At 36.6% G+C, this 25,592-nt stretch carries 25 protein-coding genes and 1 pseudogene; 20 read left to right on the top strand and 6 right to left on the bottom strand.

Going from position 1 to position 25,592, the window contains the following annotated elements; translation table 11 throughout:
- Window positions 1-133: 133 nt before the first annotated feature.
- The 4 genes from hflX (at window position 134) to glnA (ending at window position 4,822) form a co-directional block, all read left to right on the top strand.
- Window positions 134-1,369, top strand: a complete 1,236-nt coding sequence (gene hflX, locus D1839_RS02320) for a GTPase HflX (protein ID WP_120378280.1) — start codon at window positions 134-136, stop codon at window positions 1,367-1,369.
- Window positions 1,370-1,373: 4 nt separating this feature from the next.
- Complete coding sequence (locus tag D1839_RS02315; protein ID WP_120378279.1) at window positions 1,374-2,597, top strand: methionine gamma-lyase family protein; 1,224 nt, start codon at window positions 1,374-1,376, stop codon at window positions 2,595-2,597.
- 177 nt (window positions 2,598-2,774) lie between these two features.
- On the top strand, window positions 2,775-3,170 hold the full coding sequence (locus D1839_RS02310) for a MerR family transcriptional regulator (RefSeq protein ID WP_199689913.1): 396 nt from the start codon (window positions 2,775-2,777) through the stop codon (window positions 3,168-3,170).
- Window positions 3,171-3,484: 314 nt separating this feature from the next.
- Complete coding sequence (gene glnA / locus D1839_RS02305) at window positions 3,485-4,822, top strand: type I glutamate--ammonia ligase (protein ID WP_120378278.1); 1,338 nt, start codon at window positions 3,485-3,487, stop codon at window positions 4,820-4,822.
- Window positions 4,823-4,935: 113 nt separating this feature from the next.
- Here the strand turns inward: glnA and D1839_RS20285 are convergent, their stop codons facing one another.
- The 4 genes from D1839_RS20285 to D1839_RS02280 form a co-directional block, all read right to left on the bottom strand.
- Window positions 4,936-5,220 (bottom strand): hypothetical protein, encoded by a 285-nt coding sequence (locus D1839_RS20285; RefSeq protein ID WP_286164700.1) that lies wholly within the window; start codon window positions 5,218-5,220, stop codon window positions 4,936-4,938.
- 32 nt (window positions 5,221-5,252) lie between these two features.
- Window positions 5,253-5,546, bottom strand: a complete 294-nt coding sequence (locus D1839_RS20280) for a hypothetical protein (RefSeq protein ID WP_199689911.1) — start codon at window positions 5,544-5,546, stop codon at window positions 5,253-5,255.
- A gap of 1,063 nt (window positions 5,547-6,609) precedes the next feature.
- Complete coding sequence (locus tag D1839_RS02285; protein ID WP_199689910.1) at window positions 6,610-6,723, bottom strand: transposase; 114 nt, start codon at window positions 6,721-6,723, stop codon at window positions 6,610-6,612.
- 339 nt (window positions 6,724-7,062) lie between these two features.
- Window positions 7,063-7,641 (bottom strand): hypothetical protein, encoded by a 579-nt coding sequence (locus D1839_RS02280; protein WP_120378277.1) that lies wholly within the window; start codon window positions 7,639-7,641, stop codon window positions 7,063-7,065.
- Between the two features lie 717 nt (window positions 7,642-8,358).
- Here D1839_RS02280 and D1839_RS02275 point away from each other — a divergent pair.
- The 5 genes and pseudogenes from D1839_RS02275 (at window position 8,359) to D1839_RS02255 (ending at window position 11,568) form a co-directional block, all read left to right on the top strand.
- The gene (locus D1839_RS02275) at window positions 8,359-8,598 is read left to right on the top strand and encodes a hypothetical protein (protein WP_120378276.1); all 240 of its coding nucleotides are present in this window, start codon (window positions 8,359-8,361) and stop codon (window positions 8,596-8,598) included.
- A gap of 891 nt (window positions 8,599-9,489) precedes the next feature.
- The gene (locus D1839_RS02270; RefSeq protein ID WP_120378275.1) at window positions 9,490-9,717 is read left to right on the top strand and encodes a spore coat associated protein CotJA; all 228 of its coding nucleotides are present in this window, start codon (window positions 9,490-9,492) and stop codon (window positions 9,715-9,717) included.
- Window positions 9,710-9,973, top strand: a complete 264-nt coding sequence (locus D1839_RS02265) for a spore coat protein CotJB (RefSeq protein WP_286164699.1) — start codon at window positions 9,710-9,712, stop codon at window positions 9,971-9,973. The genes D1839_RS02270 and D1839_RS02265 overlap by 8 nt, the downstream gene beginning before the upstream one ends.
- 39 nt (window positions 9,974-10,012) lie before the next feature.
- The gene (locus D1839_RS02260; protein ID WP_120378274.1) at window positions 10,013-10,582 is read left to right on the top strand and encodes a manganese catalase family protein; all 570 of its coding nucleotides are present in this window, start codon (window positions 10,013-10,015) and stop codon (window positions 10,580-10,582) included.
- Window positions 10,583-10,829: 247 nt separating this feature from the next.
- Window positions 10,830-11,568 (top strand): annotated as a pseudogene (locus D1839_RS02255) (manganese catalase family protein).
- A 133-nt stretch (window positions 11,569-11,701) separates the two neighbouring features.
- On the opposite strand, the gene lexA reads toward D1839_RS02255, so the two are convergent.
- The gene (gene lexA, locus D1839_RS02250) at window positions 11,702-12,325 is read right to left on the bottom strand and encodes a transcriptional repressor LexA (RefSeq protein ID WP_120378273.1); all 624 of its coding nucleotides are present in this window, start codon (window positions 12,323-12,325) and stop codon (window positions 11,702-11,704) included.
- Between the two features lie 277 nt (window positions 12,326-12,602).
- On the opposite strand from lexA, the gene D1839_RS02245 reads away from it, so the two are divergent.
- The 9 genes from D1839_RS02245 to D1839_RS02205 all read left to right on the top strand — a co-directional run bounded on the left by D1839_RS02245 (window position 12,603) and on the right by D1839_RS02205 (window position 19,483).
- A complete protein-coding gene (locus tag D1839_RS02245; RefSeq protein WP_120378272.1) occupies window positions 12,603-13,247 on the top strand; it encodes a YneB family resolvase-like protein in 645 nt (214 codons plus the stop codon).
- Window positions 13,248-13,656: 409 nt separating this feature from the next.
- Window positions 13,657-13,887, top strand: coding sequence for a DUF896 domain-containing protein (locus D1839_RS02240; protein WP_120378271.1), 231 nt, complete (start codon window positions 13,657-13,659; stop codon window positions 13,885-13,887).
- Window positions 13,888-13,991: 104 nt separating this feature from the next.
- On the top strand, window positions 13,992-15,995 hold the full coding sequence (gene tkt / locus D1839_RS02235) for a transketolase (RefSeq protein WP_120378270.1): 2,004 nt from the start codon (window positions 13,992-13,994) through the stop codon (window positions 15,993-15,995).
- Between the two features lie 184 nt (window positions 15,996-16,179).
- Window positions 16,180-16,632 (top strand): sporulation inhibitor of replication protein SirA, encoded by a 453-nt coding sequence (gene sirA / locus D1839_RS02230; protein ID WP_120378269.1) that lies wholly within the window; start codon window positions 16,180-16,182, stop codon window positions 16,630-16,632.
- A 51-nt stretch (window positions 16,633-16,683) separates the two neighbouring features.
- Window positions 16,684-16,905, top strand: coding sequence for a YneF family protein (locus D1839_RS02225; protein WP_050352841.1), 222 nt, complete (start codon window positions 16,684-16,686; stop codon window positions 16,903-16,905).
- A 347-nt stretch (window positions 16,906-17,252) separates the two neighbouring features.
- The gene (locus D1839_RS02220) at window positions 17,253-17,957 is read left to right on the top strand and encodes a cytochrome c biogenesis CcdA family protein (protein ID WP_120378268.1); all 705 of its coding nucleotides are present in this window, start codon (window positions 17,253-17,255) and stop codon (window positions 17,955-17,957) included.
- Between the two features lie 63 nt (window positions 17,958-18,020).
- Window positions 18,021-18,449 (top strand): Na(+)/H(+) antiporter subunit B, encoded by a 429-nt coding sequence (locus D1839_RS02215; protein ID WP_120378267.1) that lies wholly within the window; start codon window positions 18,021-18,023, stop codon window positions 18,447-18,449.
- 15 nt (window positions 18,450-18,464) lie between these two features.
- Window positions 18,465-18,833: a response regulator gene (locus D1839_RS02210; protein WP_120378266.1), complete on the top strand. Its 369-nt coding sequence runs from the start codon at window positions 18,465-18,467 to the stop codon at window positions 18,831-18,833.
- 158 nt (window positions 18,834-18,991) lie between these two features.
- Window positions 18,992-19,483, top strand: a complete 492-nt coding sequence (locus D1839_RS02205; protein ID WP_120378265.1) for a CcdC family protein — start codon at window positions 18,992-18,994, stop codon at window positions 19,481-19,483.
- Between the two features lie 1,178 nt (window positions 19,484-20,661).
- On the opposite strand, the gene D1839_RS02200 is transcribed toward D1839_RS02205, so the two are convergent.
- Entirely contained in the window at window positions 20,662-21,135 is a 474-nt protein-coding gene (locus tag D1839_RS02200) for a DUF2621 family protein (protein WP_120378264.1), read from the bottom strand.
- 243 nt (window positions 21,136-21,378) lie between these two features.
- Between D1839_RS02200 and D1839_RS02195 the strand changes: the two genes are divergently transcribed.
- Together D1839_RS02195 and acnA are read left to right on the top strand one after the other, a co-directional pair.
- Window positions 21,379-22,494 (top strand): ATP-binding protein, encoded by a 1,116-nt coding sequence (locus D1839_RS02195; RefSeq protein WP_199689907.1) that lies wholly within the window; start codon window positions 21,379-21,381, stop codon window positions 22,492-22,494.
- A gap of 266 nt (window positions 22,495-22,760) precedes the next feature.
- Window positions 22,761-25,475: an aconitate hydratase AcnA gene (gene acnA / locus D1839_RS02190; RefSeq protein ID WP_120378263.1), complete on the top strand. Its 2,715-nt coding sequence runs from the start codon at window positions 22,761-22,763 to the stop codon at window positions 25,473-25,475.
- The last annotated feature ends 117 nt before the right edge of the window (window positions 25,476-25,592 follow it).

The raw sequence follows: 25,592 nt of genomic DNA, 5'->3' as shown, positions 1-25,592 counted from the left end.
TGATACTCTTATCTAAATATTTGTGCGAAATGATAAGCTCCTTTGTTAAAGGACTTTGTTGTTGGGCATTTGTTAAGTGATTTGATATGATAGGTGGGGAAGATCGCAATTAGGAAAAGAAAGAGGTTCTGTTGTGGCAAACGAAAAAGTAATACTAATAGCAGTAAAACAACAAAAACAGACTAATGTTCATTTTGAATCTTCTCTTGCAGAATTACAATCGTTAAGTAATACTGCCGGTGGAGATGTCGTTCAAATATTTACTCAAAATAGAGAAAAAATGCACCCTGCTACATACCTTGGTTCTGGAAAAATAGAAGAAATAATAACTTCTGTTCAAGCAAACGATGTAGATTTAGTGATTGCTAATGACGAGCTTTCACCTATCCAACTTCGCAATTTGAGCATAGCATTAGGAGTCCGAATGATTGATCGTAGCCAATTGATCTTAGATATTTTCGCTCAGCGGGCTCGAACGAAAGAAGGGAAATTACAAGTAGAACTGGCTCAGTTGGAATATTTGTTGCCAAGATTGCGAGGACAAGGGACGGAATTATCCAGACTAGGAGGAGGAATTGGAACGAGGGGGCCAGGTGAAACAAAGTTGGAAACAGATCAGCGCCATATACGCAGACGAATCCATGACATAAAACAGCGTTTGCAGACGGTGGTCAAACAGCGAGAACAATACCGCAAACGAAGAAAGACAAATGATGTAGTGCAAATTGCTATTGTTGGTTACACCAATGCAGGAAAATCAACGCTGTTTAACCGACTTACTAACAGTAATTCATTAGAGGAAGACCAACTTTTTGCGACACTTGATCCACTGACAAGGCAGATTCAGTTGCCATCTGGCATGAAAGTATTAATTACGGATACAGTTGGTTTTCTGCAAGATTTGCCTACATCTTTGATTGCTGCTTTTAAGTCTACCTTAGAAGAAGTAACCGAAGCTGACTTTCTCATTCATATGGTTGATGGCTCTCATCCGGATTTAAATCAGCAGCAGGATACCGTTTTACGTTTATTAAAAGAGCTTCATGCTGATACTATTCCCATGTTCACTGTCTATAATAAGAAGGATCTATTCGAGCAGGATGTTATTCCAATGAATCATCCATACATGTTTATGAGTGCACATCGTGAAGCAGATATACAGCAGCTATTACGTAAAGTAGAAAATCTGTTAAAAGCAGAATGGCAATTTTATTCTTTGTCCCTTTTACCAGACCAAGGGAAATTATTACAGCAATTAGAACAAGACACCATTATCGAATCGAAGCTATTTCTTGAGGAAAAACAAGTATACAAGATAAAAGGATATATGCGGAAAGATATCCCATTAAATCGACTATTAGAGGAGTAACTACATGATAGACCAACTAGCAAAACAAGCAGAAGAGGATTGTAAACATCAACATGCAAAGGTTAATGCAATGGTTGAGAAAAACCAAAGGCGTGTATTGCAAGCATTTCAAAATCATCGCGTAAGTGACAGCCATTTTCAATCAACAAGTGGTTATGGGTATGACGATATGGGACGCGAAGTACTGGAAAAAGTTTATGCTACGGTGTTTGGTGGGGAAGATGCATTAGTCAGACCGCAAATTGTTTCTGGTACGCATGCAATTACAACGTCGCTGTTTGGTGTTTTACGACCTGGGGATGAACTATTGTACATTACCGGGAAGCCTTACGATACGTTGGAGGAAGTTATTGGTATTCGAGGAAGAGCGGCAGGTTCTTTACGTGATTTTCGTATTGGTTATCAGCATGTAGAATTATTAGAGGATGGAAAGATCAATTTTCTGACAGTAAAGCAAGCGATGAATGAGAATACTAAAGTAATTGGTATTCAGCGTTCCAAAGGATATGACGACAGACCGTCGTTTACCATTGCGGAAATAAAAGAAATGGTCAACTTTGTTAAATCCATTAATTCTGATGTAATTGTATTTGTTGATAATTGCTATGGCGAATTTGTCGAGGAACTCGAACCGCTACATGTAGGGGCGGATTTAATCGCAGGTTCCTTAATAAAAAATCCTGGCGGTGGAATTGTTCGAGCGGGTGGTTATATTGTAGGAAGGGAGGCTTTAGTCCAGCAATGTGCCAATCGCTTAACTGCACCTGGACTTGGCAAAGAAACAGGCGCAACATTTCATGTTTTGCAGGAAATGTTTCAAGGCTTTTTCCTTGCTCCTCACATTGTCGGCGAGGCTCTTAAAGGAGCGATATTCACTTCAAGACTTATGGAATTAGCTGGATTTACAACATCACCACATTATGAGGCCAACCGTACAGATTTGATTCAAACCGTAACGTTTCAAGATAAGAACGACATGATTACATTTTGTCAAGCCATCCAAGAGAATTCACCAGTAAACGCTTATGTAAAACCGTATCCAAGTGAAATGCCAGGATATATAGACGAAGTGATTATGGCAGCGGGAACATTTATTCAAGGCGCAAGTATTGAATTATCTGCTGATGGCCCATTACGATCTCCATATATTGCCTTTGTACAAGGTGGTTTAACCTATGCACATGTAAAAATAGCTATTACGGAGTCGCTCCGTAAAATTATGAACTAACGATTAAAAATATTCAATTAGGGTAAAAAGAGTGTAAGGGTAAATTTTACGCTCTTTTTCTATTTTTAAATAAGCTTATATAATTTTTGCGCTCATGTCAGAAAACCTTACGCGTTATTGACATGTTAGATTACATGACATATAATAAAAAAGTATTATGATTTAGGGGGTCATGAATTGAATGATAAGGATCGTCGTTCCATGCCTTTATTTGCTATCGGCATCGTAATGAAACTTACGGAATTAACGGCTAGGCAAATAAGGTATTATGAAGAGCACGGTTTAATTCATCCTGAGAGAACAAGTGGCAACCAACGATTATTTTCTTTTAATGACGTGGATCGGTTGCTTGAAATAAAGGATTACTTGGATAAAGGTCTCAACATCGCAGGTATTAAGTTGCTATTAAATGAAGGAGAAACAAGGCAAGAATCGCAAGTGAAAAATTCGGAATCATCCCAGATATCTGACAGGGAATTGAGGAGAATTTTAAGACAGGAATTAAATGAACCAGGTGCTTATAGGAAAACCAACTTACGTCAAGGTGATCTTTCTAGATTTTTTACACGTTAAACACGGTTCAAATGTAAACTAAATTTCGTATGAAATTGAAGTAGCAAAAGCATTGGATAACAATTGATAATCAAGTACTTTTTACAATTTGGTTCGTTTAGGGAAACAAATGGATATTAGTATGTGTCTAAAGTAGAATAAAACGAACCAAACTATTCTATATCTGTTTAGTTTTTTGGTGGTTTACTGGAATATCAGAACCACCTAAAACAAGCCAAAAAAGAATCGGTTACGTTTATTTTATTAATCCGCACTATTACTATCTATTTGTTTTCCTATTCAAATAAATAATTATTTATATAGGAGGACAAAGTATGGGAAGAACTTATACGAGAGAAGATGTAGTAAGACGCATTAAGGAGGAAAACGTCCGCTTTATTCGATTGCAGTTTACGGATATGTTGGGAACCATCAAAAATGTAGAAATCCCACTTAGCCAATTAGATAAGGCGTTAGATAATAAAATGATGTTTGATGGATCCTCCATTGAAGGTTTTGTTCGTATAGAGGAATCTGATATGTATCTATACCCTGATTTAGATACATTCGTTGTTTTTCCATGGACATCAGAAAAAGGCAAAGTTGCTCGCTTCATTTGTGATATTTACAAAACAGATGGGACTCCTTTTGAAGGAGATCCACGTTATAATTTAAAACGTAATTTAAAGAAAATGGAGGAGCTCGGATTTGATGCCTTTAATATTGGTACAGAACCTGAATTTTTCCTCTTTAAGCTTGATGAAAAAGGCGAACCCTCTATGGAACTAAACGACCACGGTGGTTATTTTGACCTTGCTCCAACTGATTTAGGAGAGAATTGCCGTCGAGACATCGTTCTTGAATTAGAAGAAATGGGCTTTGAAATTGAAGCTTCCCACCACGAAGTCGCTCCTGGACAACATGAAATTGATTTTAAATATTCAGATGCCGTAAAGCATGCTGATGATATTCAAACATTTAAACTTGTAGTTAAGACGATTGCACGCAAGCATAATCTGCATGCTACGTTTATGCCGAAGCCACTATTCGGAGTAAACGGATCCGGAATGCATGTGAATATGTCGTTATTTAAAAATGGCGAAAATGCATTTTATAATAAGGCAGGAGATATGGGATTAAGTAAGGTTGCTTTCCAATTTATCGCTGGTATTATTAAACATGCCGGTAGCTTTACAGCAATTACAAATCCAACTGTTAATTCCTATAAGCGTCTAGTTCCTGGTTATGAAGCACCAAGCTACATTGCTTGGTCTGGTGCAAACCGAAGCTGCCTCATGCGTATTCCAAATTCTCGCGGTATTAGCACACGTGTAGAAGCTCGTAGTGTCGACCCTTCAGCGAATCCTTATTTAGCGCTTGCTTCTTTATTAGCTGCTGGTTTAGATGGGATTGAAAAGGAAATGACGCCACCACCAGCTGTCGACCGTAATAATTATGTGATGTCAAAAGAAGAACGTGAAGAAAACGGCGTTCATGATCTGCCTAGCACATTAGCTGGTGCTTTAGAAGAATTAAAGAAAAACGAGGTTATTGTTAAATCCTTAGGCGAACATCTATTCGAGCATTTTATTGAGGCAAAGGAAATCGAGTGGGAGATGTTTAAAACACAAGTCCACCCTTGGGAAAGAGAACAATATTTGAGAATTTATTAATCACGGAAACCCTCGGCACTGTTGGTGTTGAGGGTTTTTGGTTTGGTGGGTGGAAAGTTCTTTAACACTATGTAATTGTTTCACCCACGAAACACCCACAAAAAATCAGGAAATTATTTGCTGCTGTTTAAAATATTGTTTATATATTTCTCAAATTGAGCCATATTTTTCTGATCCATCTTTTTAGAAATATGAGAATAAATATCCGATGTAATCATTATACTTCCATGTCCTAATCGCTCTTGGATGTACTTCATTTCCGCACCTGCTTCTAAGCATAACAGCATGCGTGTGCTTGAGAGAGTGGATAGGTAGTAGATTCCAGCCTGTTTTAAAATACGTCTAAATGCACTAAATAAACTTGATTTCGGCATATAATTTCCATCTTTTCTACACAAAATTAAATTGTATTTATAGTAGTACTTGTTTTTTAAAAGTTTTTATTTCTGTTCTGCCAAGTTGGGTGGTATCTTAAGTCATCTGCTATAGACTTGCCCATTGAAATAACTCTTTTTGAATTATAATCTTTTGTATCCCCAAATAATTCATCGTCTGTTTTTGCTTGGAAATCAAGGTTTTTATTTAATTCTATAGTCATGTTCTTGAAATTGATATCGAACCATTGGAATGCAGCCGCCTCACCTTTCCTCATACCTGTCTCGAGTAGCAATTTAAAAAATATCCAATATATATAACCGTATTCATAAGAGTGCTCTAAAAACATTGGCACTTCCGAGGGCTTAATGAATTTAATTTCATCGTTTTTAGAATTCCCTTTTATGACAGCTCCTTCCCAGGGGTTAAAAGTTATTTTTTATTTAATACAGCTCTCTTCATTGCTTCGTTAAATGTATTGTGTATTCTTAAACGAGTGTTTTTTTGATAGTTTTTTGGCGTATAATTTATTTAGAAAATTTTGGTATAGGGATTAATGTATCCACCATCAGGATCGAAAAGCGAATTTTGCTTTTGTGACTATTCTAAGTTGTCTATGACACCCTTCGATATTGGTCGTCGTTTATATAATTCTTCTGATTTTCCTTAGGATAACTGAAATAGGCGGTTAATTCTAACCAGTTTTGTTCCAGGATCAAATAATAATAATAGAATGCTTTTCCCCACCGCAAATGCAACTACAATAATAAAAAAGTCCCGTCCTTAGATGGATGGGGTTGAAAAGTCAAGTTAATAACTCTGGTAATTCATAATCGGGTTCATAATTTCTAATAGCATCTTCAATAATTTTATGATCTCTTCTAGCTCGACCTCTTGAATAACATTGATTATTGTACTGTATTTTAAAAACTAAGCGTTTTAGGGCGGATTAACCCCCTAATTTTGGACAAAAACACTCTTAAACTAACTTTTATTTAGAAATTCGTTATTTTTCATGAATTACCTTCACTTTAGTCCTTCTAAGGTGATAGCCAATGCTATCATTCCATCAAGGGGTAAAGGCTTTGCCCTTCGCTCTCCTTCGCCCTTGATTCCATGCCAGCATTGGCATGTTGAAAGGCAGGATAAAAGGAAGAAAAAATGGAAGGGGGGCTAAACCCGTATTTCCTTTATGTTTACTTTCTTTTCCTTGTATAACTCATAACATTCATATGGTGTTAAGTCATCAATGCTTGAAGGAATGCGTCGTTGGTTGTAAAAGCCCGTAAAATCTGTAATCGATTCATATGCTTTTTCATAGGTTGCAAACTCGAAACATACAATCATCTTCCATTATCCAATGGAATGATTCGATATGCGCATTCATATTTGGCATTTTTGGAGGTATTCTTTCACATATTTGGATTGAGCTCATATCGACGTGCAACAGCCGATGTTTTCCCAGTTTCCATTGCTTCTTTAATTACTTGCGTTTTAAATTCTTTAAAATGTCTTGTTCGTTTCATAGTGATAGCCTCCCTGACATTTTGTATTATATTAAATTGTACTCTTAGTGTCCAAGTTCATTTGGGGGCTTATGAGCTTTTCTATCTAAATAAAAGCTATATATCAAATATCAGCTTTTGTAACCTAATCGAGGAGTTACAGGTCGGTGGCAGCCCAGACTTCATGTAAGTGACTCTTTTTTGTTCTCAAATTCAACAACCTTTTCATCAATCTGCCGATGGAACGTTCCAAATTGATGAAAAGGAGGGGTATGAGCTACGAATGCTGTATTTATTACTGACAAGCCATCCACCGACTAAATGAAAAAAGATCTTTATGGTTACACCTTTCAATGTGTATTATGCATAGTTAATATCTAAACACCAAAAAATAGAATCTCGAATAATATACTCTTTTAGTGCTGAAGAATTAACTTTATTTTTATCCACTCTCACTAAATGTTGCATTAGTTTTCTTTTATCTGCGTCAGATAGTGAATTAACCTCATCCTCCAGCCAGACTGAATAAAGATAATATGGGTTCCATTTTCTATTATCGAACGTAATAATCCAATCCGGCCTTGGTTTATAATTTTCAACTTTCTTAAACTTACTCTTATACACTTTAATTGCGTCTGTAATAACAATTATTATTTCAGAGGCGAAAATATCGGTTTCATTAATGTGTAAGCACATATAAAACTCTTCAAATTCATCTTTTGCCTGAGTTTCCCAACGCTTAAAAACATCAATAAAGCTTAATACGACTTCACGCTTAAACCAATCTGGGATACAATATCGTTCATCAAAGTTAAATATTTTTCTATATTCAACTCCGTACATTCTTAAAGAATTAATATCAAGAAAATAACTATCTTTTTTCCATGTCTCAAGCTGTTTTATTCTTCTTTTCCAACCTCTAATTTTTTTAGCGTGCATAAGTATCTATCTCCTGATCTAAATCCTAGTTTCCTATTATTTCTCTGAGTAAAGCCTATACTTCCTAAGTCTCTACCTTTCTCGTATAACTGCAATATGATAGTGTATATGAGCTGCTCATTATTTATTTTACACGAGGGTAAATGAAGTTTATATTTTGTAATTTTAAGCTTTTCCCAGGATAGAATATTGAATATATCTATATGTAAGCTAACTTTTTAAAGCCTTTTTACCAAAACACTTCCCCGCTTCTATATTAATTGTTACAGTATACTGGTAAACAGAGTATCATCTTATATTTCTTCTAAATACTACAATATTTTACTCGATCAATAATAAAAGCACAGGATTAACTTTATTTTTGCTGATGCTATCTGGCAACATGAGGCCATTTTAGTTTCTCCAGCCCCTATCTATCTATTTATTTCCTTACCTTTGCTGCCATAGGTTTGAATTGCTTTTATTGATACTGTGAACTAACATAATACTTTAATCTCGTACAGTATGACTAATTTTTGTCTATACCCTTATCTTCTCGTTAATTATGGAAAAAATAAGTATCGGATATAACGGTGGAAATAAATCTTGCATCTATACATTAAAACCAACAGCTTCATTTTTTCTCGCCTTTAAATTAATTTTTTTAAAACAATGATATCGAAAATGGGAAATTTCCTTCATTTTATCGTATCATAGAAAGAAGGGGAGGTGTAGATGATGGAAAAATATACAATCAAGTTTATTATGACGGATGGCACTGAAATTGTTACAGAAGAAGAGCGAGAAAGCAAAAATGACTTTTTCTTTAGTTTAAAAAGATATGATTCCAAGTGGTACAAAAGCAAAAACACAATCATTAATTTGGATAATGTAAATAGCATTATTTTGAAAGCGCAATCAGAGGAAGAATCTGTGGATTATGGGAGCGAAAAGGAGATTAGAAACGTTGTATGGTGACGGAGCACAAAAAGTGCTTCGTTTTTTTCAAAAAATAAGAAAGTATAAAATGAGGTGCTTGGGGATAACGAAATAACCGAAAGCCCAAGTCCTGCGCATGATCCCAGCAACTAGGTGACTTTAGAAATGGCTCTCCAATAAGGCCTCATCGGTTGGCCTGTAAGAGGAAGGCCGACTAAAAAACGGGCTTTTTGCCTAGACGTCTGTATACCCCCGTTTTAGTGGCATGATTCTGTTATCCCATAAAAAGGCGTTGTAAACTCCCATGGTCTAAGGATGGAAGATTTGAGCTGAACAAGTCGAAGCGAGAGGTAACAGCACCTAAATCTCAGATTCGTCCAAAGGCCATTAGGTCATACCCTTGTGGTACTATCCATCAGCGGGGGTGAAGAAAACTCTGCTGATGGAAGGTTCACTTTATCTTTCGTTGATTCGTTCCATCCGCTACGTTGCTAAACGCGCGCCCCGCACTTTGTTCATATAAAATGATTTTTTTGAAAAAATCGTCATTTGAAGAGAAAATTTTTAAGCTTCACGTGAAGTGATAAATATTACTTGGTTCAAACTCTGTTCCTTGCAAAATATCATTTTCTATAAAGCTTTTTCACGAAAAATTAAAAGTGACATACGTAATTCACAATTGCTCTAACAAAAAACAATCTTACGTTCATCATTTATTGTAGAATCCACTAGCCCTTAAGTCAAAAGCATTTCAACATGTTTATAAAAATTGACATATGGAAAAAATTTACGATGCGTTTGATGAGTTGTAAAGGTATAAAAAAGCAGTATAGCTTGACGAATACGGGTTCATTAAGTTTTGCTTATTGTATGAATAAATGTAAGTTAACGTCATATTATGATTAATGGATGACAAGGAAGGAGGATATTATGTTCACACAGTATAAATATTGGGAACCTTATATAAGTCCGTATGACCCATGTAAACCCATTAAAGTGAAAAGTTACGCTACGCCACCCCAATTATATATGGGATTTCAACCATATGGATTAAAGCAATTTAACACTCCAAAAGAAGCACTCTATCATGGTACTCTTTGGCCTCAATTATACAGTCCTTATCCAAATCCTCATAAAGGAGGCGATCAAGGTGAATAAGCAAATGCCTCCCGAATACTACCAACGACTCGAGGAAATCCAAGCAAACGATTTTGTCCTAGTTGAGTTAAACCTTTATTTAGACACCCATCCCAATGATTATGAAGCTATTCAACAATTTAACGAACTATCTAAAAAAACAATGCAGTTAAAAATTGATTTTGAAAAGCAGTTTGGACCACTCATGCATTTTGGGAAAAGTTTTTCCGACTATCCATGGAATTGGAAAGACACACCTTGGCCATGGCAAGTTTAGTAAATGGAAAACAACATCTAGTGGATAGGGGGAAACCAAATGTGGTATTACGAAAAAAAGCTGCAATATCCTGTAAAGGTGAGCACATGTAATCCAATGCTAGCGAAATTTCTTATCGAGCAATATGGAGGAGCAGATGGTGAACTCGCTGCAGCGCTTCGTTATTTAAATCAGCGTTACACGATCCCGGGTAAAGTAGTAGGACTGCTTAATGATATTGGAACAGAGGAGTTTGCACATCTGGAAATGATTGCCACAATGGTTTATAAATTAACAAAAGATGCAACGCCTGAACAATTAAAGCAAGCAGGTATTGGAGAGCACTTCGTGGATCACGACAGAGCATTGTTTTATCATAATGCAGCGGGTGTACCATTTACAGCTACTTATATTCAGGCAAAAGGAGATCCGATTGCTGATTTATATGAAGATATTGCAGCGGAAGAAAAAGCAAGGGCGACATACCAATGGATTATTGATATGTCTGATGATCCCGATTTAAATGATAGTTTGAAGTTTTTACGGGAAAGAGAAGTTGTTCACTCGCAACGTTTTAGAGAAGCTGTAGAAATATTAAAGGAAGATAGGGATGCGAAGAAAATATTTTAAAACCAAACAGTTTGAATAAAATGAAAAGGTCATATTAATTAACTGTTTCAGTATGAAAACAAGGACTTTAACTGGCTACAGCTTTTAGGAATAAAAGTTTTATTATGTAGGAAGAATGAAGCAATGGTATAGGATGTAAGATATGTGACATGGAAAGTGAGAAAAATTTGTTTTATCACGTAAAAGAATTACAATACCATGCTAATTCTGAACGCCCGATCCCGTCTATGCGAAAAAACTTCTAGAAATATTTGGCGGACAGTTTGGGGAGATATCTGTTATGATGCAAAGGATGGAGTGTAAGGGGAAACGGGAAGTACAAAGACTTGTTAATGGATACAGGAACAGAGGAAATTACTCATGTTGAAATGATAGCTACAATGATTGCAAGGTTACTAGATGATGCACCCGATGTTGAATTATAGGATGCTGCGAAGGGTCCTTTAATTGATGCGATTTTAGGTGGTTCAAATCCTCAGCAAGCGATTGTTTCTGGTTTAGTCGCGATGCCTGCAGACAGTGTTGGAAACAGAAGGACTTCAGATTACATCATTGCTAACGGAAATTTATTAGCTGATTTTAGGACGAATCTAAACGCAGAGTCACAAAGATGATCACAAGTTGCTCGCTTATACGAAATGACGAACAATAGCGGTGTACGCGATATGCTATCTTGGTTATTAGCAAGAGACACCATGCATCAAAATCAGTGGTATGCCACAATTTGTGAGTTGGAAGAGAAGGATAATATCGTTGTACTAAGTACTTTTCCTAGAGAATTAGAAAAGCAACAAGTCTCCTATGCCTTGTTCCATTTTTCTCAAGGAGATGCGAGTGGCAATGGAAAGTGGGCTCATGGAAGAAGTATGGATACGGATACTTTAATTATTCGAAAAACCTATTGCATTCGGTTCAATTTCGTATCTAAAGCCAGCGCCAAAGTATATTTACAATACACCTTTATGGGCATTACGCACCTCGGATGATCTTACTGATCCACATACAAGATAGTTCGTAAATAAACAAAAAATATAACAGCGCTATACCCTAAAAAAGGTAGTGCTGTATTTTTATTAGCAGGAATTGCCTCATACATTAAAAACTGCCGTTTGGCAGTTTTTAATGTAAATTGCGGTATAATCCAATAACCTTTCCTAAAATAGTCACGTTATCGTAAATGAGAGGCTCCATTGTTGCGTTTTCTGGTTGCAAGCGTATATGATCCTTTTCTTTAAAAAACCGTTTCACAGTCGCCTCATTTTCTGCTGTCATAGCAACAACAATATCACTGTTTTGTGCAGTATTCTGCTGTTTTACAATTACCATATCGCCGTCCAAAATCCCAGCTTCAATCATACTTTCTCCTTCTATGATTAAAACAAATAAATTATCATCAGGCCCAGCACTGTTTGCCGGTAATGGAATAAATTCTTCAATGTTTTCCACCGCTGTGATCGGCAAACCAGCAGTAACTTTTCCTATTACAGGTGCATAGCGAGCTTCTTCTTTCGGGATGGAATTATCTTCTCTGAAATCTAAGATTTCAATGGCTCTAGGTTTGGTAGGGTCTCTTCGTATATATCCTTTGTCTTCAATTCTTGCTAAATGACCATGAACGGTTGAACTAGATGCTAACCCCACGGCCTTTGCAATTTCTCTCACAGATGGCGGATAACCTTTCTGCATTACTTCATCTTTTATATAATCTAAAATCATTTGCTGCCTTTTGGAAAGTTTAGTCATGAATCTATCACCTCGCACATAAGATTAATTATCCTTAGTTTACCATTAGATAAAACGTTACGCAAACATTCGTTCGAAAAACGCTTGACAGGATCATACGTTCGTGTATAATAAAATTACAAAAGCGAACAAAAGTTCCATTTTATGAAGGAGGGCTATTGGATGTTTCAAAAACTGACAAAAACAGATGTATTCTATCTTGTAGCTTTTGCATTAACTTTAGGTTTCTTATATTATTCTATTGTAATGAGTTAATCATTTAGAAGGAGTAAAAATTGTGAAAGCAGTAATTTACTGTCGGGTGAGCACAGATAAAAAAATCCAAGAAACATCGTTGATTAGACAAAAGCAAGAACTGATGAAATTAGCAGCTGACTACCAATTTACGGTCGTAAAGTGCATCCAGGAACGAGAAAGTGGATATACGATTGATCGTGATGGGATTTTTCAGTTACTGGAGCTATTTTCCGAAAAAAAGGCAGAATGTTTATTAATTCAAGATGAAACACGCTTAGGGAGAGGGAATACAAAAATAGCTCTTTTCCATCAGCTACATAAATTAAATATTCCTGTATATACCGCTTACCATGGTGGTAAATTGGAATTATCTGAGGCAGACTCGATGGTTTTGCAAATCGTCGGAATTGTAGAGGAATACCAGCGGAAAATACATAATTTAAAAATAAAACGAGGAATGGACAAAGCCATAGCAGATGGATATGATCCAAGCGTAAACCTAACCAATCGGCATAAAGCTCCAGGAAGAGAAAGAAAAGAATTCCCGATCGAAGAAGTAATAAGGCTCCGGCAAAGCGGCTTAACATTTGCAGAAATTGCTGTTACGTTAAATGGGTTAGGTTATCATGTATCAAAAGCCACTGTGCACAGAAGGTATCAGGAGCACCAAACAGAGTTAAGTTAACTATGATTATTTAAAAAGCTAAGAATAAAATCACGGCTGCAGTTGAATCCGCTGTGGCTACCATCTATTAAAATTAGAGATAATTACCTCTATGAAAGATTGGAAGATTCCTAATTTATGACGCGGAGCACCAATGGCTTATACGCTGTGGACGGACTTTACGAACCATAACGTTAAGCATTCGAAAATGAAGCTTAAAGAGTGAAATTCACCATACGTCAGAACCTGCAGATTCAAGTCAGACAAGTTTTTTGCACTTGTCTTTTTTCTGTGTTACTGTAAATAAATCCAAGCCAACTGTACCTGTTTTATCATGACGTAATCCATTGTCAAATAGCCATAATAGATAATATTTATGGTGCATTAGAAAATCAGAGAATTAGCAATTAATATTTAGGGAGGTAAAATGATGCTCTCAAAAGATAAAATAGCACGAATCAATCAACTTGCAAGAAAATCAAAAGCAGATGGTCTTACGATTTCCGAACAAAATGAACAAAAAAAACTGCGGCATGAATATTTGCAAGGTGTAAGACATTCTTTCAAGAATCAGTTTAAAACAATGAAGGTAGTAGATCCTGATGGAAATGATGTGACACCAAAAAAAGTAAAGGATTTACAAAAGAAGAACAAAAATTAACGAATGAGCCTATTTTGTTATAAGTGCATGGTTTCACTTGTGACAAAGTAGGTTTCATTATAGAATGAAGATAGTTATGAATTACGAAAGGGGCTAACTTTAATATGGCAAATACGATCGAGCAACAATCTATCAATACAATTAGAACTTTATCTATTGATGCTATTGAACATGCAAATTCGGGTCACCCTGGTCTTCCAATGGGGGCAGCACCGATGGCTTATACGCTGTGGACAGACTTTATGAACCATAACCCTAAGCATTCGAAATGGTTTAACCGGGATCGGTTTATTTTGTCTGCAGGACATGGATCGATGTTATTATATAGCTTGCTTCATTTATCAGGATATGACGTATCCATAGATGATTTAAAATCATTTCGCCAATGGGGTTCAAAAACGCCAGGTCACCCTGAAGTTCATCATACTGATGGGGTAGAGGCAACTACTGGTCCTTTGGGACAAGGTATCGGTATGGCTGTTGGTATGGCTATGGCAGAAGCTCATTTAGCTGCTAAATTTAATCAAGAGGATTTATCAATTGTCGATCATTACACATATGCGTTAGTTAGTGATGGCGATTTAATGGAAGGGATTTCTCATGAAGCTGCTTCTCTTGCAGGGCATTTAGGTTTAGGAAAACTGATTGCGCTTTATGATTCCAATGATATTTCCTTAGATGGAGATTTAAACCGTTCTTTCTCTGAGGATATTGAACAGCGATTTACAGCTTATGGTTGGCAAGTTTTAACGGTGAAAGATGGCAATGATGTCGATGCCATCAGACAAGCAATTAAAGCTGCCCAAGAAAACCACGAACAGCCCACGTTAATTGAAGTGAAAACAGTAATTGGATACGGATCGCCAAATAAATCTGCTTCTGCAGCTTCTCACGGTGCTCCTTTAGGAAAAGATGAGGTTAAGCTGACAAAAGAATATTATAAGTGGACACATGAAGATTTTTATGTACCTGAAGAAGTATATGCGGATTTTAATCAAAAAATTGTCCAAAAGGGTGTCGAGGCTGAAGAAAAGTGGAATCAGCAGTTAGCAATGTATAAAGAAAGATATCCAGAACGGGCTGAGGAGTTTGAGCTTGCACTTCATGGTAAACTTCCAGTTGATTGGGATAAGGAATTGCCAGACTTTGAACCAGAGGAGGATACACTAGCAACGAGAGCATCCTCTGGGAAAATACTAAATGCGATTGCTAAAACTGTTCCAAATTTCTTTGGAGGCAGTGCTGACTTAGCTGGCTCCAATAAAACAACCATGAACGATGAAGGTGATTTCTCAAAGGATAATTATGCCGGTCGTAATATTTGGTTTGGTGTACGTGAACATGCAATGGGAGCTGCTTTAAATGGGATGGCATTACACGGAGGTTTACACGTGTTTGCGGGTACTTTCTTTGTGTTTAGTGATTACTTACGCCCATCCATTCGCCTTGCTTCCATTATGAATACACCCGTTACCTACGTATTTACACATGATTCAATAGCAGTGGGAGAAGATGGACCCACCCATGAACCAATTGAACAATTGGCTTCGTTAAGGGCAATGCCTGGATTATCGCTTATTCGACCTGCTGATGGTAATGAAACTCAAGCTGCTTGGCGTTTGGCTTTAGAGTCAACAGATACACCAACTGCGCTTGTATTAAGTAGACAAAATTTACCAACGTTACCTGGTACAAAAGAACATGCATATGAAGGGGTTAAGAAAGGCGCTTATATTATAAGTGAGGCAGCAAGGGAAACACCTGACGTGATTCTTTTAGCAACAGGGTCTGAAGTTCAATTAGCTGTTCGGGCGCAAGCAGAACTAAAAGAAAAAGGCATCGAAGCGCGTGTTGTTAGCATGCCTTCATGGGATCGTTTTAAAGCCCAAGATAAGAGCTATCAAGAACAAATTCTACCAGCAGCTATTAAAAAACGTGTTGCTATCGAAATGGCTTCTCCATTCGGTTGGGAAAGATATGTTGGTGAACACGGAAAAGTTATCGGAATAGAAACATTCGGAGCCTCTGCAAAAGGCGAGAAAGTAATGGAAGAATACGGATTTACAGTTGAAAATGTTATTAAGCATGTAGAATCACTTTTAAATTAAGTACGGAGAGAAAGATCTAGCCCATAGGTCTTTCTCTTTTTATGTAATTCGCCATAGCCAGACAAAAGAAGTGGTTGTTTGCTTTATAATCTGACAGTATTTTTAATAGCGAATACGTATAATAGGTGTATCTCAAAAAATATACGAGCAGCATCACAATTAGTGGGAATAGGGAGGATTACCTATGTACACGTATTCGGTTTATCATTTAACAAAAGAAGTAGCTATGTATTATTTTCATAAAAGCAGTATCTTATATCGATTTTTAAGAGAATTTGAGTTGCTACCTTATCGTGCAGATTTGCGCAAGCAATTCGAATATATTACAGAGCGTATTTGTTATGATCAAATTTTGTTATCCATCCAACGTCACGAATCCACAAACTTATTTGTAAATATAGACAAGGATAAGGTTAGCTTATATAATAGAAAGGCGTTTATTTCTTTACATATAAGTGAAACACAATTAAAATTTCATTGTAAAACGTTAGAAAGCGCAGAAGAGCTGTTATTTCCGATTTTGCGTAGTTACCATCCTTTGCTTTTTGTTGTTGGTGACAATATAAAAAATTTTGGATGGATAACTCCCCTTTTGGAATACAGTCGATTAGAACAAAACGAAGTATTGTATTCCTAACCTGGATTTACTATACTGTATAAGAGACAACACGAAGGAGGAAAGCTATACATGGACACAATATGGGTCGTATTAATCGCTGTGGCAGCGTTAATTATTGGTGTTGCTCTTGGATTTTTTCTTGCGAGAAAATATATGATGAACTATATGAAAAAGAACCCACCAATTAATGAGCAAATGCTACGTACCTTAATGATGCAAATGGGTCAAAAACCATCCCAAAAGAAAATTAATCAAATGATGCGTGCAATGAACAACCAGTCTGGAAAATAGGCACTTATGCATATATTAATAAGGTTAATAGCTTGCAACTGATCACCCCTTACTACAAAATAGTAAGGGGTGATTCTATAGGTGCAAATCATTTAATTTGGTAGCAAAGTAGGTAGATACGTTCTATGAAATAACTGTAAAATTTTGTGTCTATGGTTTCTCATATTTCTACTTATGGAAATCCATGCATTACTCTGTTTCTACCTATCATCTAAGCCTAAAACCATTTTGATCACACATTTATAATCAGGACTCGTATAAAGCGTTTTCACTTTATTGTCAAAATTGGTCATAGACTTATTTGACTTGTTTGATACAATAGCATTGAATACAAAGGGGGTATACCATTGTCTGAGATAAATGTATTTATTGCCTTCGGTGCTGGCTTTCTTTCCTTTATATCTCCCTGTGTACTGCCACTATATCCTGCATTCTTATCGTACATTACTGGGATGAGTGTAAGCGAATTAACCGAAGACAATAAAATGCTGAATGCCAAAAGCATTTTACATACAATTTTTTTCTTACTCGGGTTTTCTGCTGTGTTTATTATGATGGGGTTTGTGAGTTCTGGTATATCGAAATTTTTGCTTATATACCAAGATGTCATTAGGCAAATCGGTGCTGTCGTTATCGTGTTTTTTGGCTTAGTTATTGTTGGCGTATTGAATTTTGATTTTTTAATGAAAGATCGGAAAATCAATTTTAAAAATCGCCCCGCCGGCTTTTTTGGTACATTTATTATCGGGTTAGCGTTCTCATTAGGATGGACACCTTGTACAGGTCCGATTTTAGGCATCGTATTATCCTTGGCTGCAACGGAACCAAATACAGGAATGATTATGATGGTTGGGTATATTCTCGGCTTCTCAGTACCTTTCTTTGTATTATCATTTTTTATAGGTAAGTTAAAGTGGATCAAAAAACATAGCTTAAAACTGGTTAAAATTGGTGGATATATTATGATTTTTATGGGAATCGCGCTATTTTTCGACTGGATGACCGCTTTAACGTCTTATTTAGCAGGTTTATTTGGCTTTTCTGGCTTCTAATGGATTTTTGCCCTATATTATATTAAAATAAATAGTATAACTGCTATTAAAGGGGCAATACACATGTATAAAACGAATGATCTTATATTACGAACCACTGCATCTTTGATTGCCTTCATTTTGTTAGGCTTTGCAGTGTATTTATTACTAGCTGGACATAATTCACCTGGTGGTGGATTTGTTGGAGGTCTTATGACTTCTGGTGCTATTCTATTAATGAATATGGCTTACGGGTTGGAAGCAGTAAAGAAAGTGCTACCAATCAATTTTGTGAATTTAATTCCAATTGGTTTGGCGGTTGCGGTTGGTACAAGTGTTGGCTCGTTTTTGTTTCAACAGCCTTTCCTATCACAAACCTATGGTTATTTTAAATTCCCTATATTCGGTGAAATTGAATTAGCTACCGCAATGATATTTGATTTAGGAGTATACTTAACTGTAGTCGGGGTAATGATGACGATTATTTTATCAATTGCTAATGATACGGAGTAACAAGGGGGAAAAAGAATGGCCAAAATACTTGTGGTCGATGATGCTAAATTTTTGCGTACCGCGCTCGCGACAATCTTAAGAAAGAAAAATCATGAAATTGTCGGAGAGGCTGAGAACGGTAAAGAAGCAGTACGACTATATCAAGAATTGGAGCCAGATATTGTAACAATGGATATAACGATGCCTGTAATGAACGGTATTGATGCTACGAAAAAAATAATCGACATAGATCCGCATGCTTCTGTTATCATGTGTTCAGCAATGGGACAGCAAAAGGTAGTTGTTGAAGCAATTGAACTAGGAGCTAAGGATTTCATTGTGAAGCCGTTTGACGAAAATCGTATTTATGACGCCATTGATCGGGTATTACATTTAAAATTTTAGTTAAGGTCGATGAAGAATGATTTTGTACATTCAAGTGTTTCATGATAATTGAATTACTAACAAACTATTTAGAAATGCTTTGACTATTATACTGTTCAATCCTCTTTGTTAAACGCATATAAGCAGATAATTTGGTGATGGGAGAAAGTGGGTTATAAATGTTTTGGTTTATTGCAAGTACAGTCGGGGCAGCTATTATGGCTACTTCGATGATATTTCTTCGATTAAAAGCAGCAAAAAAACCTGCTTCAGTTAAAAAAATCATTTTACCACCACTTTTTATGAGTACAGGAGCTTTCATGTTTTTATTCCCTGTGTTCCAAATTAGCTGGTATCAAGTGGTTGAAGCGTTTAGTGTCGGCGTAATATGTTCTATCTTTTTGATTAAGACATCTAAGTTTCAAATAAGAGATCAGGCGATCTATTTAATACCATCAAAAGCATTTGCTTTTATATTGTTTGGATTATTACTATTCCGTATCGTCATTAAGCTCGTCATAGGAAGTCATATATCACTAGGAGAAACAAGTGGCATGTTCTTTCTGTTGGCGTTTGGGATGATACTTACTTGGCGATTAGCCATGCTTTATAAATATTTACAGCTGGAGAAACAATTAAACAGCACTTATAATAAAAATACGAGTTTGTAAAAAGAGACTGAGACATAACTAAATTAGCTAATAAAATAACGAACGACAAATCATCCATTGTGTATACGCAAGTTTTTATCGTAGTTAAATATGTAAGTTCCTGTGGAATAGCATGAGCTGAAGTTCCCGCAGAATAGCGATTTTTGCTTTCCAAGAAAGGTGATGAGATCTGCGGGAAGCCAGGTATTTTGACATAGCGATGTTAGGAGATTTTTCAAAACAAACAAGCCGGACAACCAACTTATAATTGTTCGGCTTTTGCTATATAGTATACATTATGTCCCCAACTACTTTCTGCGTTTTAATTCATGACCCAAAAAATACTCTTTAGGGTTACGCATTAATTCAAAATAAAGTACACCATAATATGTACGATGTCAAAAATCCATCTACAAAACACATGCAAATTTCATTTTTTAAACCTAAAGTGCCATTATAGGAATTGGGGATAATTGAATCCTATTTTTTTGCCCAGTGTTAAAGGTTCGTTTCATTTATTATATAGCATTCATTGGAAACGGGATATGTATCTTAACTCCCGCCTTGAGTTGAAAGATGCGAGATATGTAAAATTAGTAAGGAATCTGAGCAAGTTTTGTCTGCGATATTCATAATATATCACAATGCGATTAATTACCAAATAAAATCGATCAAGCAAGGTACACTGGATTAGATTATTAACACTTCGGTTGCTTTCAGTTGCACGTCTTACTTTATCCCGGTATCGAATTGAATCTCGGATTGGATAAATAATAGTAAACCCGAAATTGTCGGGATAAGAGATGGAGATGAGAAACCTCAGAAGGTCTCAACTGGTAAAGGCTCATCCAAAAGCGCCCACGGATCAGAGCTCTTTCTGTCCGGATGACAGCAAGACAAAACAAGGGTGAGTTATTTCTGTCTCTCCCCATCATTTGACTTAGAAACCCCGTCTATTTCCGGAGTAGATAATTGCGGAGATAAAAAATGTATCCCGTTGTGCTGTAAGTGTCCCGCTTCAGGCGTAGGATCATTTTATACTGTAATAAGTCTATGCGGGGGGAGGAGAGGTACTAGCACCTAAATACCAATTGGTTCAAGGGCTTTTAGGTCATAACATTACGATACTCACAAGCCGTGGGGATGAATGAAAATCTCCGCCAGTTGAAGATTCACTTTATAGAGATAATGAGTTTCTGTTATGATTGATGTTTTTGTTTCCAATCAGCATCATAATCATCCTTCGATCGTTGAAAGAAGTGTTCATAAGGAGTCGTGTCAATCTTTTTTTGTGCTAATTTTTTCCGTAAAAATTTGTGGTCACGTTTAGGTGTGGCAATAATATACCCTTCAATTAATATATCACGAGTAATCTGCTGTTTGTTTTTAGCTAAAGCGACTTCGCCAATTTTGCCTACTATCTTATGCTTTGCTACATCACGGAACAGCTCTGGAACAGGGGATACTAACTCTTCCAATAGTTCCTTTTCTTCGTCTCCCCACATATGCTTCGTTTTGTTCACATAATAGGTTTCCCAGTCCATAGTAGACTTCCCATCTTCCTTAGGTAATCGCTTAAGAAATTTTCGAAACATGAAGTATCCACCAATAGCCATAATAGCGATCATAAAAAAACCCCAAAAAATAATTAAGTAATCAACAAGAACCGACATTATATCACCTTTTTCTCCCTTTTTTACCAAAATTTCGTAATAATTTGACAAAATATTTAACTATTTAATTTATTTTTTCATGTACTTATAGTAAGATTACTAATAATTGGATGTTTAAGGCGCAGTTAACTTCATTATAAGATGAAAAATATTTTCAAACAAGCGTCATACTATCAGAGGCGAGCACATATATCTGTATAAAGAAAGGATTTGTTGATATTTGCAAAACGAGGAGGAAATATGATGAGGTACGAAAAAGAGACAGGAAATACAGATAAATCTATCCATTTGGCTGAAATGCAACAAGAACAAAGGAAAAATTTACAATTATCTTCACTATCGCCATCTATGCTTACATGGATAGAAGAGAACTGCCATGATATTATTTCTGTTTTAGATGAAGATGGTTTGTTTATTTATATTTCTAAATCTGTCGAGCGTATCCTTGGTTATCAACCATCACAGTTAATTGGAAAGCCATGGTATAAAATTATTTCTTCAGAGGATATCGATTATATAAAGGAAAGTTGTACTGCTGATCCATTAATGAAACTCTTTTACCAATTGAATGTAATCAATAGTGATGGAAAGTCTATTTGGTCTTCTTGTACTTTAACGAAACTCAAAGATAGTAAAACAGGTAGAACTTTTTATATTTCCATTGTTGCAGATATACGAGATAAAAAAGAAGTAGAAGAAATCATGATTCAGTCAGAAAAAATGTCCGTAGCTGGTCAATTGGCTGCAGGTATTGCTCATGAGATCCGGAACCCCTTAACATCTTTAAAAGGTTTCTTGCAATTACTTCAGGCTGGTGTGAGAAAAGAAGAATATTACAATATTATGATTGAGGAAATAGAAAAAATGGAGACTATTACATCAGAGTTACTATTTATCTCCAAGCCGTTAACGGAATCCAAACAACTGGAATCGATTGAATCCATGATACATGATGTCATTGTACTACTAAGACCGCAAGCAAAAATGAAAGGTATTCATATTGAGTATAATGGATCAGGAAAAGAAAAAATTTATTGTGATCGTTCTCAAATTAAACAAGTATTAATTAACTTAATTAAAAATGCCATTGAAGCAATGGACCAAGGAGGAAACATTCGTATTTTCACCAGCTCTTCTGATTCTCATATAGATATTAGCATCATCGATGAAGGACCTGGAATACCTCAAGATATAATACATAAATTAGGAGAACCATTTTTCACTACAAAGCAGAGTGGGACAGGCCTAGGTCTTATGATAACAAAACAAATCTTAGAAAGGCACCAAGCCTTTTTAGAGATGAAGGCAAATGAACAGATCGGTAGCACGTTTCGGATTATCTTTCCAGTTCCAGCTTAATTTTCATTGAAATAAAACCAAAATACCAGAGCCCATTGTTTGGTGAATTTGTTATGCGTATAAATGGCTCGTTGCAATAATATTTTTTTGTATAAGTATTTCTTATCACTTCGCATAATTTTTTACTATAACCGTTGTAGGGGTGAATGGTTTGTTTTATCATGAATTTTCTTATAAGATAGAGACAGTGAGAGGTTTTATACTGTTAAAGTAATAACAAATGCCGTGTTTTTTAATACGGTGAGCATGAAGAGAGGGGTACACACATGGGGAAGAGCAATTTTTTGAATGTGAAAAAGCAATTTGAACTTAATGGAAAAACGTACAATTACTATGAATTAAAAGCTTTGGAAGAAGCCGGATTAGGCAAGATATCCCGGCTACCATTTTCAATTCGTGTACTTTTGGAATCGCTGGTTCGTCAGCATGACGGTCACCAAATTAAAGATGAGCATGTAGAGGGATTAGCAAAATGGGGAACGAGAGCAGGCGAAGGAGTGGATGTTCCATTCAAACCTTCTCGTGTTATTTTACAAGACTTCACAGGAGTTCCAGCAGTTGTCGACCTTGCTTCTTTACGAAAAGCAATGGTAGATATGGGAGGAAAACCGGATGAAATTAATCCTGAAGTACCAGTGGACTTAGTAATTGACCATTCTGTGCAAGTGGATCAATATGGGACATCAAATGCATTAAAGGCAAATATGGAATTAGAGTTTGAACGAAATGCGGAACGTTATGAATTTTTAAACTGGGCACAAAAGGCATTTAACAATTACCGTGCAGTTCCACCAGCAACCGGAATTGTGCACCAGGTAAACCTGGAATATATAGCAAATGTTGTTCACGGTCTGGAAAACGAAGATGGAGAATATGATGCGTTTCCAGACACATTAGTGGGAACGGATTCACATACTACCATGATTAACGGACTTGGTGTATTAGGCTGGGGTGTTGGAGGAATCGAAGCGGAAGCAGGTATGCTTGGGCAACCATCTTACTTCCCTGCACCTGATGTAATTGGTGTGAAATTTACTGGTAGTTTTCCGAACGGAACAACTGCAACTGACTTAGCACTAAAAGTAACACAAGTACTGCGTGAAAAAAATGTAGTAGGCAAATTTGTCGAATATTTTGGTCCAGGATTAAAAGATATGCCGCTTGCTGATCGAGCTACCATTTCTAATATGGCACCAGAATATGGAGCTACTTGTGGATTCTTTCCTGTTGACAAAGAATCACTAAGTTATTTAAAGCTTACAGGTAGGTCCCAAGAGCAAATTGACCTTGTTGAAAAATATTGCAAATTAAATAACCTATGGTACTCACCGGATCAAGAAGATCCAAAGTATACAGAGGTTGTTGAAATTAATTTGTCTGAACTTGAACCAAACTTGTCAGGACCAAAGCGCCCACAAGATTTAATTGCACTATCCAATATGAAAGAGGAATTTAATAAAGCAATTACAGCACCAGCTGGAAATCAAGGGTTTGGGCTGGATAAGTCAGAATTCGACAAAGAGGTTGTTATTGAGCATTCGAATGGGAATACCTCTGTTATGAAAACTGGAGCGCTTGCAATTGCTGCCATTACATCTTGTACCAATACGTCAAACCCTTACGTTATGCTAGGAGCGGGGCTGCTTGCGAAAAATGCAGTCGAAAAAGGTTTAGAGGTGCCAGATTATGTAAAAACATCCCTTGCACCTGGTTCAAAAGTGGTTACTCGTTATTTGGAAGACGCTGGTCTGACGCCATATCTTGACAAACTAGGCTTTCATCTGGTTGGTTACGGATGTACTACTTGTATTGGTAACTCAGGACCTTTACGTGAAGAAATTGAGCAGGCCATTATCGATCATGATTTGACAGTAGCTTCTGTGCTCTCTGGAAACCGTAACTTTGAAGGGCGCATACATCCATTAGTGAAAGCTAATTATTTAGCATCACCTCCTTTGGTTGTCGCTTATGCACTTGCAGGAACGGTCGATATTGATTTGACAAAAGATGCTTTAGGTACAGATGAAAATGGCAAACCTGTGTATATGAATGATATCTGGCCTTCTATGGAGGATATTAAACGGCAAGTAGAGACAGTGGTTCAGCCAGAAATCTTCCGTAAAGAATATGAAGACGTATTTACTTCTAATGAACGTTGGAATCAAATCGATACAACGGATGAGCCGTTGTTTGAATGGAATAGCGAATCTACGTATATTCAAAACCCACCTTTTTTTGAAGGTCTATCAAAAGAAGCTGGTTCCGTAGTACCATTACAGAATCTGCGTGTTATTGGGAAATTTGGTGATTCTGTAACTACTGACCATATTTCTCCAGCGGGAGCGATTGCTAAAGATATGCCTGCGGGAAGGTATTTACAAGATAAAGGTGTGTCGCCACGTAATTTTAACTCTTATGGTTCACGTCGCGGAAATCACGAAGTTATGATGCGTGGTACGTTTGCAAATATTCGTATCCGTAATTCAATTGCACCAGGAACAGAAGGTGGCTATACAACATACTGGCCAACGGAAGAAGTGATGCCTATTTATGATGCTGCAATGAAGTATCAGCAAGACAATACTGGTCTTATGGTTATTGCAGGCAAAGACTATGGGATGGGATCTTCACGTGACTGGGCCGCAAAGGGCACCAATTTATTAGGAATTAGGACGGTTATTGCTGAAAGCTTTGAGCGAATTCATCGTTCTAATTTAGTGATGATGGGGGTTCTTCCGTTACAGTTCAAGCAGGGAGAAAGCGCTGATAAGCTTGGTTTAACTGGGAAAGAAACCTACCATGTAGAAGTAAACGAAGAAGTAAAACCGCATGATTTAGTTAAAGTAACAGCAGTTGACGAAACAGGTAAACGAACAGAATTTGAAGCTGTTGCCCGTTTCGACAGTGATGTGGAAATTGATTATTACCGTCATGGTGGTATCTTACAAATGGTGTTACGAAATAAACTAGGCGTTATATAAGAAAGCCAAAAAAAGATCTCTGTCCTATTGTGGCAGAGGTCTTTTTTAAGAGATAAGAAAGCATTCCTGTAATAAAGCAAAATGAGGATTGAATAAAAAATGCCCCCTTGGTATGAT

The organism is Roseburia sp. 1XD42-34, from assembly GCF_009917385.1.
Taxonomy (GTDB): Bacteria; Bacillota; Bacilli; order Bacillales; family Amphibacillaceae; genus Virgibacillus.
Note: the sequence above shows the minus strand (reverse complement) of the source record. Positions and strands in the feature narration are given on the sequence as shown.